Below are 12,319 nucleotides of genomic sequence, written 5' to 3' on the forward strand. Positions count from 1 at the left end.
GTGTCACCGGCCAGTGAAGCCAAGACCCCAGGGGCTTCGCGCCCGGACTTCGGAGGCCGTACGACCCGGTGACCATCGGAATGGTTTGAGGAAGTCAAACGTTTCCTTATAATCGGAATCCTCAGTTCCCTCACAGGAGGTCCCCCTTGAACACCGTCCTCGGACGCCGGACACGCGTGCTGGCCGCCATCACCGCGGCGGCCGGGCTGTTGCTCGTCGCCGGCTGCTCCTCGGACGACTCCGGGGGCGCGTCCACCGTCAAGGGGGGCGTCGACGTCGTCAAGGCGGGCAACCTCACCACCTGCACCCACCTGCCGTACCCGCCCTTCCAGTCCGAGATCGACGGCAAGGTCCAGGGCTTCGACGTGTCGCTCATCGACCTCGTCGCCGACGACCTCGGGGTGAAGCAGACGATCGTCGACACCCCGTTCGAGAACTTCAAGACCGGGGCGTTCCTCAACTCGGGCCAGTGCGACCTCGCCGCCGCCGGCATGACCATCACCGAGGAGCGCAAGAAGAACGTCGACTTCTCCGACCCGTACTTCGAGGCGACCCAGGCCGTCCTCGTCGACAGGAAGAGCGGGATCGCCTCGCTGGCCGACGTCAAGTCCAAGGGGAAGAAGCTCGGCGCCCAGGCGCAGACCACGGGCGAGGAGTACGCCAAGAAGCAGGGCTTCGACCCGGTCTCGTTCCACTCGTCCGACGCGGTCCTCAACGGCCTGCGCACCGGTCAGGTCCAGGCCGTCGTCATCGACTACCCGGTGGTCCAGGGCTGGCTGAAGGACAAGGCCAACGCGGACGCCTTCAAGGTCGTCGACAACCTGAAGACCGGCGAGCAGTACGGCTTCACGGTCAAGAAGGGCAACAAGGCACTGCTCGACGCCATCAACAAGGCCCTGAAGGACGCCAAGGCCGACGGCACCTACAAGAAGATCTACGAGAAGTGGATCGGCCCGTACGACCCCTCCGCCGCCTCTCCGGCCGCCTGACCCCATGGCCGACACGGACACACCCGTCCAGCCGAGGAAGACGGGCCTCACCCGCCGCCAGAAGCGCCGGCTGTCGCGCGCCGCGCAGTACGTCGTCTTCGCCGCCGCGGTCATAGCCGCGGCGCTCGCCGCGGACTGGGGCCGGCTGAAGAACCAGTTCGCTCAGGTCGACATCGCGAAGGAGCTGTTCCCGGACATCATCACGGTGGCCCTGAAGAACACCGTGCTCTACACGCTGTCCGGGTTCGTCGTGGGCCTCGCCCTCGGCATGGTCATCGCTCTGATGCGCCTGTCGTCCGTGGGGCCCTACCGCTGGCTCGCCGGGATCTACATCGAGATCTTCCGCGGCCTGCCCGCGCTGCTGATCTTCATCTTCGTGGGTGTCGGCGTCCCGCTGGCCTTCCCGCACATCGAGTACCCGGGCGGCACCTACGGCAAGGTCGCCGTCGCCCTCGGACTCGTCTCCGCCGCCTACATGGCGGAGACGATCCGCGCGGGCATCCAGGCCGTGCCCAAGGGGCAGATGGAGGCGGCCCGTTCGCTCGGGTTCTCGCCCGCGCGGGCCATGGTCTCCATCGTCCTGCCGCAGGCCTTCCGGATCATCATGCCGCCGCTGACCAACGAACTCGTCCTGCTCTTCAAGGACTCCTCGCTGGTGCTGTTCCTCGGCGTCACCCTGGAGGAGCGCGAACTGTCCAAGTTCGGCAACGACCTGGCCAGCACCACGGCCAACAGCACGCCGATCCTGGTCGCGGGCCTGTGCTACCTGCTGATCACCATCCCGCTCAGCCTCGTCGTACGCCGTATGGAAACCAAGGCTCTGAAGGAGATCAGGTGACCCGCCCCGAGATCCGCGTGAGGGACCTCCACAAGTCCTTCGGCGACAACCAGGTGCTGCGCGGCATCGACCTGGAGATCGGCGCGGGCGAGGTCGTCTGCGTCATCGGCCCCTCGGGGTCGGGCAAGTCGACGCTGCTGCGCTGTGTGAACCTCCTGGAGGAGCCCACGAAGGGCCAGGTCTTCATCGGGGACACCGAGATCACGGACCCCGACGTCGACATCGACGCGGTGCGCCGCCGTATCGGCATGGTCTTCCAGCAGTTCAACCTGTTCCCGCACCTGTCGGTGACCGAGAACCTCACGCTGCCGCAGCGCCGGGTGCTGGGGCGGGACAAGGCGACGGCGGCCCGGGTCGCCGCCGAGAACCTGGAGCGCGTGGGCCTGTCCGAGAAGGCCGGCGCCCATCCGTCCTCCCTCTCCGGCGGCCAGCAGCAGCGCGTCGCCATCGCCCGCGCCCTCGCCATGGGACCCGAGGTGATGCTCTTCGACGAGCCGACCTCGGCGCTCGACCCGGAGCTCGTCGGCGACGTGCTCGCCGTGATGCGGATGCTCGCGAACGAGGGCATGACGATGATGGTCGTCACCCACGAGATGACCTTCGCGCGCGAGGTCGCCGACCGGGTCGTGTTCATGGACGGCGGCGTGATCGTCGAGGACGGCCCGCCCGCCCGCGTCATCGGCGCCCCCAGCCACGAACGCACCCGCCACTTCCTCTCCCGCCTCCTCGACCCGGCCATGGCCGAGGTGGAGGAGGGGACCTCGGACAGACCCTAGGGGGGCGGGAGCGAACGGTGACTCACTAAGGTGCCTGCATGAGCGATGGTGCGGTGCTGCACGTGAAGGGGCGGGTGCTGGTCGGGCCCGAGGACGTCCGCGACGAGCTGTGGGTCGTCGGGGGGCGGATAGCCCACCAGCGGCCCGCCGGCGCCCGGGACGTCCGCACCGTCGAGGGCTGGGCGCTGCCCGGGCTCGTCGACGCCCACTGCCACGTCGGCCTCGACGCGCACGGGCCCGTCCCCGACGACGTCTCCGAGAAGCAGGCGCTGACCGACCGGGACGCCGGCGCGCTGCTGCTCCGTGATGCAGGTTCGCCGTCCGACACCCGCTGGGCCGACGGGCGCGAGGACCTGCCGAAGATCATCAGGGCGGGCCGGCACATCGCCCGCACCCGCCGCTACATCCGCAACTACGCCTGGGAGATCGAGCCGGAGGACCTGACGGCGTACGTCGCCCAGGAGGCCCGGCGCGGCGACGGCTGGGTCAAGCTGGTCGGCGACTGGATCGACCGGGGGACCGGCGACCTCTCGGCCTGCTGGCCCCGCGACGCCGTCGAGGCGGCCATCGCCGAGGCCCACCGCCTCGGCGCCCGCGTCACCGCGCACTGCTTCGCCGAGGACTCCCTGCGCGACCTGGTCGAGGCGGGCATCGACTGCGTCGAGCACGCCACGGGGCTCACACAGGACACCATCCCCCTCTTCGCCGAGCGCGGCGTCGCCATCGTCCCCACCCTCGTCAACATCGCCCTCTTCCCGAAGCTCGCCGAGGGCGGGGAAGCCAAGTTCCCGGACTGGTCGGCTCATATGCGGCGGCTGCACGCGCGCCGCTACGACACCGTGCGCGCCGCCTACGACGCCGGCATCCCGGTGTACGTCGGCACCGACGCGGGCGGCGCCCTGCCGCACGGCCTGGTCGCCGCGGAGGTCGCGGAACTGGTGAAGGCGGGGATCCCGCCGGTCGAGGCGGTCTCGGCGACGGCCTGGGGAGCCCGCGCCTGGCTGGGCCGTCCCGGTCTCGAGGAGGGCGCCCCCGCCGACCTGGTGGTGTACGAGGCCGACCCCCGGGCCGACGTACGGGTCCTGGCGGCGCCCCGGCGGATCGTGCTGAACGGCAGGGTCGCCGGTTAGGACCTCTCGCTCGGATCAGGCCGCCTCAACCGGGGCGTCCGGACCGGGGCGTCCGGACCGGGGCGTCCGGACCGGAGCTTCCGGACCGGGGCATCCTGCTCGCCGCGCTGGGAACAACCGTGTGGCCGAATTCGAACCCGTTCGCGGAAACCCCCCGATGGAGTGAAGTAACCCAGGATCGCTGACCGTTCACGGACAGTACGTAATTCTTACCGGGTCCCGAGCACCAGTACCTGTCCCTCTGGGGGTCCCACACCGTGAACGGCACCACCTTCCGCATGCCCGCGCGCAGAATCGTCACCGTCGCCGCCGCCACCGCGCTGGCCGCGGGCCCCGCCGCCCTCGCGGCCACCGGACCGGCCGTCGCGACCGGCGGCCACGGTCGCGCGGACGCCGTCGTCCTGCGCACCGGGCTCGACGTCTCCCTCGCCGACAAGTCCGTGGACGTGCCGCTCGCCGTCACGCTCGACGAGGTGCACGCGCCGCGGAGCGCCGAGAAGACCGCGCTCACCGCCCGGCTCGACGGAGTCGACCGCGGAAAGCCGTTCAGCGTGCTGCGCGCCGATGTGGCGACCGCGAAGGCCACCGTGTCCGGCGGTAAGGCCGAGGCGCACACCGAACTCGCCCACGCCAGGCTGCACGTGCCCGGACTGCCCCTGCTGTCGCTGATCGAACTCTCCGGGGTCACCTCCACCGCGACCTGCGAGGCCGGGAAGGCGCCGGTCGCCTCGGCGAACCTGGTGGGGCCGGTGACCGTGCTCGGCAAGCGGACCACGGTGAGCGCGAGCGGACCCACCGAGGTGCGGGTCCCGGGCGTGGGCGAGGTGCGGCTCGAGCTGGCCAGGAAGCACACCACGTCCCGCACGGCCGCCGCGACCGCCCTCGAACTCAAGGTCTCCGTCGACCCGTTGAAGCTGAACGTGGCCGAGGTGGAGGGAACGGTCACGCTCGCCGAGGCGACGTGCGAGACCCCGTCGGCGCGGAAGGAGGAGGCCGCGGAGCCGGCGGGCGACGTGCGGGCGCAGGGGGCACCGGCGAAGGAGAAGCGGGCGAAGGGGAAGCCGGTGAAGGAGAAGCCCGCCGAGGAGAATCTGGCGGAGACGGGTGGGAGTGCGACGACGGTGTATCTCGCGGGCGGCTCGGCGGTGCTGCTGGCCCTCGGCGGCGCGGCCTTCGCGGTGGCGAGACGACGCGGCTGAGCGGGCAGCGGCGCGGGGACCTGCGCGAACGGGATCCTGGGGCAGAGCCCCGGGTAACGCGAGGGGAAGGGGCGGGGGCGAGGCGCCTCCGCCCTCAGCCCAGCGCCTTCCGCAGCGCCCCCAGGAACTCCTCCGTCGTCCCCCGGTCCCGCACGGCCAGACGGAGCCAGTCCTCGCCCAGCCCGGGGAAGGTGTCCCCGCGCCGCACCGCGAACCCCAGCTCCCGCAGCCGCCCCCGCACCTGGGCCGCACCCGGCACCCGGACCAGCACGAACGGCCCCTCCGCCGGCTCCACGACCCGCACGCCTGCAGAGGCGACCTCCTTGAGAGCGGCGACGAGATACGCCCGGTCCCGCGCGGTCCGCCGTGCCGCGTCCTCCGCCTCCGCCACCGCCGCCGGTGACACGCACGCCTGTGCCGCCACCAGCGCCGGGGTCGACACCGGCCACAGCGGCTGCGCCCGCTCCAGGGCGCGGACCGTCTCCGGAGCCGCGAGAACGTACCCGATCCGCAGCCCCGCCAGCCCCCACGTCTTCGTCAGGCTGCGCAGGACCACCAGGCCCGGCACGTCCGTCCGCCCCGCCAGCGCCTCACGCTCGCCCGGGACCGCGTCCATGAACGCCTCGTCGACCACCAGCGTCCGCCCGGCGCGGGCGAGCGAGGCGACCGTCGCGGCCGGGTGCAGCACCGACGTGGGGTTGGTCGGGTTACCGACGACGACCAGGTCCGCGTCCTCGGGGACGGCCGCCGGGTCGAGGCGGAAGCCGTCCTTGGGGCGCAGCAGCACCCGGCCCACCTCGTGCCCCGCGTCCCGCAGCGCCGCCTCCGGCTCCGTGAACTGCGGGTGCACGACCACCGGACGGCGCACCCGCAGCGCCCGCGCCAGCAGCACGAACGCCTCCGCCGCCCCCGCCGTCAGCAGCACCCGCTCCACCGGCAGCCCGTGCCGCGCCGCCACCGCCGACCGGGCGGCCCGGCCGTCCGGGTAGGCGGCCAGCCCGGTCAGCGACGCGGCGATCCGGTCACGCAGCCACGCCGGGGGCGTCCCGGTGCGGACGTTGACGGCCAGGTCGGCCAGCGCCGCGCCGTCGTCGCGTACCTCCGCGTCCCCGTGATGCCGCAGATCGTGCCCGGCCGGACCGGCGGCCTCGTCAGTGCGCATGGGTGTGTGCATGCCCCCCATGGTGGTGCCCGTGGTCGTGGCCCTCGTCGTCCGGGTGGAAGTGCGGCTGCTGCGGCAGGCCCACCCGGCCCTCGAAGCCCGGCAGCGCGACGCGGTACACGCACGAGTCGCAGTTCATCCGCAGATCGCCCTTCACGGCCTCCGCGTACCGCTCCATCACCAGGTCGAGGAGTTCCGGCTCCGGACCGATGACGTCCGCCGACCGCACCTCCACCTCGGGGTGCTCCGCCGCCCACGCCCCCGTCTGCTCCCGCACCCGGTCCGGCAGGATGCCGGTGAACAGGAAGTAGGGCAGGACGACGATCCGGCGCGCGCCCAGCCTCGCGCAGCGGTCCAGGCCGGTCGGCACGTCCGGCGCCGCCAGGGACACGAACGCCGGCTCCACGCCCGCGTATCCCCGGCCCTCCCACAGCAGCCGCGCCGCCTTGTGCACCTCGGCGTTGGCGTCCGGGTCGGTGGAGCCGCGGCCCACCAGCAGGACCGTCACTCCGGACCGGTCCCAGTCCGTGCCGTCGAGGGCCTGGGCCAGCCGCCGCTCCAGCACCGTCAGCAGCGACGGGTGCGGGCCCAGCGGGCGGCCGTAGGTGTACGAGATCCCCGGGTGCCGTTCCTTCTCGCGGGCCAGGGCCGCCGGGATGTCCCCCTTGGCGTGCCCGGCGGACACCAGCATCAGCGGGACGGCGGCGAAGCGGCGCACCCCGCGCTCCACCAGCTCGGTCACCGCCTCGCCCAGCGGCGGCGGGGACAGCTCGATGAAGCCGCCCGCGACGGGCAGCCCGGGGTTGCGGCGCCCCAGCTCCCGTACGAACGCGCGGAACGCCTCGGCCCCGGCCTCGTCCCGGGTGCCGTGGCCGGCGATGAGCAGGGCGGGCGGTGTGGGGGCGGTCACAGGGTCTCCTCGGAATCGGAAAGGGCGGAAACAGGGTGGTACAGCAGGGCGTTGAGCGCGGCGGCCGCGACCGCCGAACCGCCCTTCTCGGACACGTTGCTCACGGCGGGCAGCCCGCTCCCGCGCAGCGCGGCCTTCGACTCGGCCGCGCCGACGAAGCCGACGGGCAGCCCGACGACGAGCGCGGGGGAGGCGTCCAGGGTCAGCAGCTCCTCCAGGGCGGTGGGCGCGCAGCCGATCACCCACAGCGCGCCGGGGCCGACCTGCTCGTACGCCAGGCGCATCGCGTGCGCCGAACGGGTCAGTCCCGGCCCGGACACGGCGTCCCGGAGCCGGCAGACGGTCTCGCGGCGTGTGATGCCCGCCGCGACCATCTCCACGTCCACGACCACGGGCGCCCCGGCGTGCAGCGCCGCGTGCGCCGTCGCCAGCTCGCCCTCGTCCAGGACGAGATCGTCCGCGTAGCCGAGGTCGGCGGCGGAGTGGATGACCCGCTCCACCACCGCCCGGCTCAGCGGCGGGAGGTACGAGGTGTCCAGGCGGGCGCGCAGCCGCCGGAAGGACTCCTGCTCGATGGGGTGCACGACACGGTTCACCGGGACTCCTCCCGCGCGCCCGCAGGCGCGCTCTCCTGCCAGCGGTAGCCGCGCGGCGTCACCATGCGGCCGGCGATCTCACGGGTCGCCGTGTTGCCCACGGTCACGACGGTCATCATGTCCACCCAGGCCGGGTCGAGCGCGCCGAGCGTGGTGAGGCGGCTGCTCTCGTCCGGACGCGAGGCGTTGCGCACGACACCGACGGGCGTCCGCGGATCCCGGTGCCCGGCGAGGATCGACAGCGCCTTCGGGAGCTGCCAGTCACGGCCCCGGCTGCGCGGGTTGTAGAAGGTCACGACGATGTCGGCCTCCGCCGCCGCCCGCACCCGCCGCTCGATGACCTCCCACGGCGTGTGCAGGTCCGACAGGCTGATCGACACGTGGTCGTGGCCGAGCGGCGCGCCCAGGATCGCCCCCGCCGCGAGCGCGGCCGTGACACCGGGCACCCCGACCACGTCGATGTCCCCGGACGCCTCCGCGAGCGCCGGCGACGCCATCGCGTACACGCCCGCGTCCCCGCTGCCGATCAGCGCCACCGCCCGCCCGCGCCGGGCCTCGGCGACCGCCGTCCGCGCCCGCTCCTCCTCGGCGCCGAGCCCGGACTCCAGGACCCGCGTGCCGGGGCGGAGCAGATCACGGATCTGGTCGACGTACTGGTCGAGTCCCACGAGCACGGACGCGCGCCGCAACTCCGCCCGGGCACGCGGGGTCAGCAGGTCGCGCGCGCCGGGCCCGAGCCCGACCACCGCGAGCCGCCCGCGCCCCGGCCGCCGTACGACGGCACAGGTCGCCATCGCCGGAGCGCCGTCCGCACGCCGCGACTTCCGCTTCGGCACGAGGAGTTCACCGCCCCCGGCGAGCGCGGCGGCCTCCGCCACCGACGGGGTGCCGACGGCGGCGAGCGGCGCGCCGGACGGGTTGGGCACCTCGACCCGCGCCAGCTCCCCGGCCGCGTACGTCACCAGCGGCACGCCCAGCCGCTCGGCCGCGCCGGTGATCCCGGGCTCGTCGGCCTTCGCGTCCACGGTGGCCAGGGCGCCGACGGACGCGGCGGACAGTCCGGCGTCGCGCAGGGCGGCGTCGACGAGAGCCAGCACCTCCTCGACGGGGGCACCCTTCGAGGCACCCACCCCGACGACCAGGGACGGCGGCCGCAGGACGGCCTCGCCCCCGGCCGGCTCCACCAGACGGTCCGTCACCCGGACGGCACAGGCCCCCTCCGCGGCGAGCGGCAGCGGCGGCAGCGGCCAGACCACCTCGGCCCGCAGCGCCACCGGCTCCCCGTCGAGCAGCGCCCGCGAGACCCCGGCGACGTCGCCCTCCACGGGAAGGCCGAGCGTGTCCAGGCCGGGCAGCCCGACGGCGTCCGTCGCCGTGGTCACCACCGGCTCGGCGCCCAGCACCTCACCCACCGCACGGGCCAGTTCATTGGCCCCGCCGCCGTGCCCGCCGACGAGGGACACCGCGAAGCGCCCCGCCTCGTCGACGCACACGACGCCCGGGTCGGACGTCTTCGCGGACAGCAGCGGGGCGATCAGCCGCACCACCGCGCCCGTGGCGAGGAAGCACACCACCTGCTCGCACTCCGAGAAGGCACGCCCGACGGCGTCCCGCACCGGGCCGTCGTACACCCTGGTGCGGCCGGGCCAGGCCGCGACCAGCCGGTCACGGGCCGCGGCGCCCGCCGCGGTCGCGGAGACGATGCCGATCACTTGGAGACTCCTTCACTGGACGCCGGGGGCCGCACGCCCCACAGCAGGAACACGGGGTTGGTGGCCGCGAGCCGGGTCACGTCCCCGGGCAGCGGCGCGAGCCGGGACGACTGCAGCAGCACGCCGTCGCAGTCGAGACCGGCCCCGGTGAGCGACTCGCGCACGGCGGGCACCCGGTCGAGGGCGGCCATCGCGACGACCACGGACCGCCGGGCCCGCCGCGCGCACGCCGTGACGACGGCCGGCAGGTCCCGCCCCCCGCCGCCGACGAACACGGCGTCCGGAGCGGCCAGGCCGGACAGCACGGCCGGCGCCGTCCCGTGCACGACCCGCACGTCCACGCCGTGCGCCAGGGCGTTGGCGCGGATGCGGCCCACCCCGTCCGAGGCCTTCTCGACGGCGGTCACGGCGGCGCCCAGCCGGGCGCACTCGACGGCGACCGACCCGGAACCCGAGCCCACGTCCCAGACGACGTCCCCGAGGCCCGGCCCGAGCCGGGCCAGCGCCAGCGCCCGCACCTCGAACTTGGTGATCATGGAGTCGCGGTGCGCGAACTCCCGCTCCTCCAGCGCCCACCGGTCCGGGCTCCTCGGCGGCCCGGCGACGGTCCGCACCGGCGCGAGGACACGCGACTCGTCCAGACACAGCACGACGCTCACCGCGTCGCCCCAGTCACGGGCGGCGGCCTCGGCCGGCGTCACCCGCTCGACCCGCTCCCGCTCCGGGTCGCCCAGCGCGCTCGCCACCACCAGGACACGCTCACCGGACGGGGGCGCGAGCGCCGCGCCCAGCTCGGCCGGACCGGCGCCGGGCCCGGTCAGTACCGCCACCTTCGGCCGCGCGCGGCACACGTTCACCGCCGTACGCAGATCACGCCCGTGCGCGCTCACCACCACCGCGTCGTCCCAGGGCAGCCCGAGGCGGGCGAACGCCGTCGCGACCGACGACACCCCCGGCCGCACGTCCAGCCGGTCCGGCCCGAACCGCTCGGCCAGCGCCCGCACGATCCCGAAGAACCCGGGGTCGCCGGAGGCCAGCACGACCACCCGGTGACCCTGCCCCTTCTCCAGGTACCGTTCCACCGCGTCCAGGGCGGGCGCCAGCGGACCGAGCACGATCCGCCCGGCCGCGTCGGGCACCGGGGCGGCCGCCAGATGCCGCCGCCCGCCCACGACGAGTCCGGCCCCGGCCAGCGCCGCCACGGCGTCCGGCGTGAGCGGCGCCCCCGTCCCCGTACCGACGACCGTGATCACGAGGTACCGCTCTCGCGGGCGGCCCGCAGCTCCGCGCGCGCCCGCGGGTCGGCCCTGCGGAAGCCGTGGAAGTGGCCCGGGTGGTAGAGATGCGAACGCGTGCCGCTCGCGTCCAGCGCCGGGCCGACCAGGAACAGGGTGTGCTTCCAGAGCTTGTGCTCCTTGACGGTCTCCTCCAGCGTGCCGACCGTGCAGCGGACGACCAGCTCCTCCGGCCAGGTCGCCTGGTAGGCGACGACCACCGGCGTCGACGTCGGATAGCCGCCCTCCAGCAGTTCCCGCACCAGCTGCCCGCTGCGCGCCGCCGACAGGAACAGCGCCATCGTCGTGCCGTGCCGCGCGAACTCCCGCACCTCCTCGCCGGGCGGCATCGGCGTCTTGCCGCCGCCCAGCCGGGTGAGGATCACGGACTGCGCGACCTCCGGAATCGTCAGCTCGCGCCGCGCCAGCGCCGCGACCGCCGAGAAGGCGGAGACGCCCGGGACGACCTCCGTCTCGACCCCGAGGTCCGCACACCGGTCCAGCTGCTCCTGCGTACCGCCCCACAGCGCCGGGTCGCCCGAGTGGATCCGGGCCACCTTCAGTCCCTCGGCGGCGGCACGCTCGTACACGGTGACGACGTCCTCCAGGGACATCGTCGCCGAGTCCAGGATCTCGGCGTCCTCGCGGGCGTGTTCGAGGACCTCGGCCTGGACGAGGCTCGCCGCCCAGATCACGATGTCGGCGTCGGCGATGGCACGTGCCGCGCGGAACGTCAGCAGATCGGCGGCGCCGGGGCCGGCACCGACGAACGTCACCTTGCCGACGGGGGCGCCGGTGGGGGCATCGGCCATGGGATGGGGTCCTCTCCTACGGAACGTCGGAACTTCGGAACTTCGGAACTTCGGGGGCGTGCGGATGTGCGCACGGGGCGGTCGGCCCCGGCGCGCGTCGTGCCGGACGTGCCGGGTCCCGCGCGGTCTACCGGTGCTCAGCGGCCGCGAACGTGCGTGAACCGGGGGTGATCGGATAGCAAGGGCGTATGGCGGTCCTCGTCGCGCTCGGCGCGTTCCTGATGACGCTGGCCGGCGGATGGACGGCCCAGCGGGTGACCGACCGCCGCCATCTGGTCCTGGGACTGGCCGGCGGCCTGATGCTGGGCGTGGTCGGCCTGGACCTGCTGCCCGAGGCACTGGACGCGGCGGGCGACGAGGTCTTCGGCGTACCGGCGGCCCTGCTGCTGTTCGTCGGCGGCTTCCTGCTGGCCCATCTGGTCGAACGCCTGCTGGCCGCGCGGCAGGCGTCGCACGGCGGCGAGGAACGCGACGCGCGGGCGCCCGAGGTGGGCCTCACGGCGGCCGCCGCGATGGTCGGCCACAGCGCCATGGACGGCGTCGCCATCGGCGCCGCCTTCCAGGTGGGCGGCGGCATGGGCGCGGCCGTGGCCCTGGCGGTCGTCGCCCACGACTTCGCCGACGGCTTCAACACCTACACGATCACGAGCCTGTACGGGAACGCCCGGCGCAAGGCCGTCGCCATGCTGCTCGCGGACGCGGTCGCCCCCGTGGCCGGTGCGGCCTCCACGCTCTTCGTCACCATCCCGGAGCGGCTGCTCGGCTGCTACCTCGGTCTGTTCGGCGGCGTCCTGCTCTATCTCGCCGCCGCCGAGATCCTCCCCGAGGCCCACCACGAGCACCCGGCCCGCTCCACCCTGCTGTGCACGGTCGCGGGCGCCGCGTTCATCTGGCTGGTGGTGGGCATCGCGGGCTGAGCGA

The 12,319-nt window shown here is 74.1% G+C and carries 12 protein-coding genes; 6 read left to right on the forward strand and 6 right to left on the reverse strand.

The features are described 5' to 3' along the window. Positions 1-146 precede the first annotated feature (146 nt). From ACFY93_RS27500 to ACFY93_RS27520, 5 genes are all read left to right on the forward strand, one after another. Positions 147-989 (forward strand): transporter substrate-binding domain-containing protein, encoded by an 843-nt coding sequence (locus ACFY93_RS27500; protein ID WP_391363882.1) that lies wholly within the window; start codon positions 147-149, stop codon positions 987-989. Positions 990-993: 4 nt separating this feature from the next. After that, entirely contained in the window at positions 994-1,827 is an 834-nt protein-coding gene (locus ACFY93_RS27505) for an ABC transporter permease subunit (RefSeq protein ID WP_391363884.1), read from the forward strand. Beyond that, the gene (locus ACFY93_RS27510) at positions 1,824-2,603 is read left to right on the forward strand and encodes an ATP-binding cassette domain-containing protein (protein WP_391363886.1); all 780 of its coding nucleotides are present in this window, start codon (positions 1,824-1,826) and stop codon (positions 2,601-2,603) included. The genes ACFY93_RS27505 and ACFY93_RS27510 overlap by 4 nt, the downstream gene beginning before the upstream one ends. 38 nt (positions 2,604-2,641) lie before the next feature. Then, positions 2,642-3,733 carry an amidohydrolase family protein gene (locus tag ACFY93_RS27515; protein WP_391363888.1) on the forward strand — a complete coding sequence of 364 codons (1,092 nt, stop codon included), beginning with the start codon at positions 2,642-2,644 and terminating at the stop codon, positions 3,731-3,733. Positions 3,734-3,990: 257 nt separating this feature from the next. Continuing rightward, complete coding sequence (locus ACFY93_RS27520) at positions 3,991-4,932, forward strand: SCO1860 family LAETG-anchored protein (RefSeq protein WP_391363890.1); 942 nt, start codon at positions 3,991-3,993, stop codon at positions 4,930-4,932. A gap of 94 nt (positions 4,933-5,026) precedes the next feature. Here the strand turns inward: ACFY93_RS27520 and cobC are convergent, their stop codons facing one another. The 6 genes from cobC to cobM are packed head-to-tail and all read right to left on the reverse strand — an operon-like array spanning position 5,027 to position 11,398. Next, positions 5,027-6,094, reverse strand: coding sequence for an Rv2231c family pyridoxal phosphate-dependent protein CobC (gene cobC, locus ACFY93_RS27525; protein WP_391363892.1), 1,068 nt, complete (start codon positions 6,092-6,094; stop codon positions 5,027-5,029). After that, positions 6,084-7,004 carry a CbiX/SirB N-terminal domain-containing protein gene (locus ACFY93_RS27530; RefSeq protein WP_391363894.1) on the reverse strand — a complete coding sequence of 307 codons (921 nt, stop codon included), beginning with the start codon at positions 7,002-7,004 and terminating at the stop codon, positions 6,084-6,086. Before ACFY93_RS27530 ends, cobC begins: the two co-directional genes overlap by 11 nt. After that, on the reverse strand, positions 7,001-7,600 hold the full coding sequence (locus ACFY93_RS27535; protein ID WP_391363896.1) for a precorrin-8X methylmutase: 600 nt from the start codon (positions 7,598-7,600) through the stop codon (positions 7,001-7,003). The genes ACFY93_RS27530 and ACFY93_RS27535 overlap by 4 nt, the downstream gene beginning before the upstream one ends. Then, on the reverse strand, positions 7,597-9,312 hold the full coding sequence (gene cobJ / locus ACFY93_RS27540) for a precorrin-3B C(17)-methyltransferase (RefSeq protein ID WP_391363898.1): 1,716 nt from the start codon (positions 9,310-9,312) through the stop codon (positions 7,597-7,599). The genes ACFY93_RS27535 and cobJ overlap by 4 nt, the downstream gene beginning before the upstream one ends. Continuing rightward, entirely contained in the window at positions 9,309-10,565 is a 1,257-nt protein-coding gene (cbiE, locus tag ACFY93_RS27545; protein WP_391363899.1) for a precorrin-6y C5,15-methyltransferase (decarboxylating) subunit CbiE, read from the reverse strand. Before cbiE ends, cobJ begins: the two co-directional genes overlap by 4 nt. Continuing rightward, on the reverse strand, positions 10,562-11,398 hold the full coding sequence (gene cobM, locus ACFY93_RS27550; protein ID WP_391363901.1) for a precorrin-4 C(11)-methyltransferase: 837 nt from the start codon (positions 11,396-11,398) through the stop codon (positions 10,562-10,564). Before cobM ends, cbiE begins: the two co-directional genes overlap by 4 nt. Positions 11,399-11,586: 188 nt before the next feature. Here cobM and ACFY93_RS27555 point away from each other — a divergent pair, with 188 nt between their 5' ends. Continuing rightward, complete coding sequence (locus tag ACFY93_RS27555) at positions 11,587-12,315, forward strand: ZIP family metal transporter (protein ID WP_391363903.1); 729 nt, start codon at positions 11,587-11,589, stop codon at positions 12,313-12,315. Positions 12,316-12,319: the final 4 nt, after the last annotated feature.

This window comes from Streptomyces sp. NPDC008313 (assembly GCF_042956125.1).
GTDB lineage: Bacteria > Actinomycetota > Actinomycetes > Streptomycetales > Streptomycetaceae > Streptomyces.

Bases quoted from the DNA above. Each gene is read 5' to 3' on its own strand.
- ACFY93_RS27505 (WP_391363884.1), top strand. From the start codon at position 994: ATGGCCGACACGGACACACCCGTCCAGCCGAGGAAGACGGGCCTCACC.
- ACFY93_RS27515 (WP_391363888.1), top strand. From the start codon at position 2,642: ATGAGCGATGGTGCGGTGCTGCACGTGAAGGGGCGGGTGCTGGTCGGG.
- cobC (WP_391363892.1), bottom strand. From the start codon at position 6,094: ATGCGCACTGACGAGGCCGCCGGTCCGGCCGGGCACGATCTGCGGCAT.
- cobM (WP_391363901.1), bottom strand. From the start codon at position 11,398: ATGGCCGATGCCCCCACCGGCGCCCCCGTCGGCAAGGTGACGTTCGTC.
- ACFY93_RS27555 (WP_391363903.1), top strand. From the start codon at position 11,587: ATGGCGGTCCTCGTCGCGCTCGGCGCGTTCCTGATGACGCTGGCCGGC.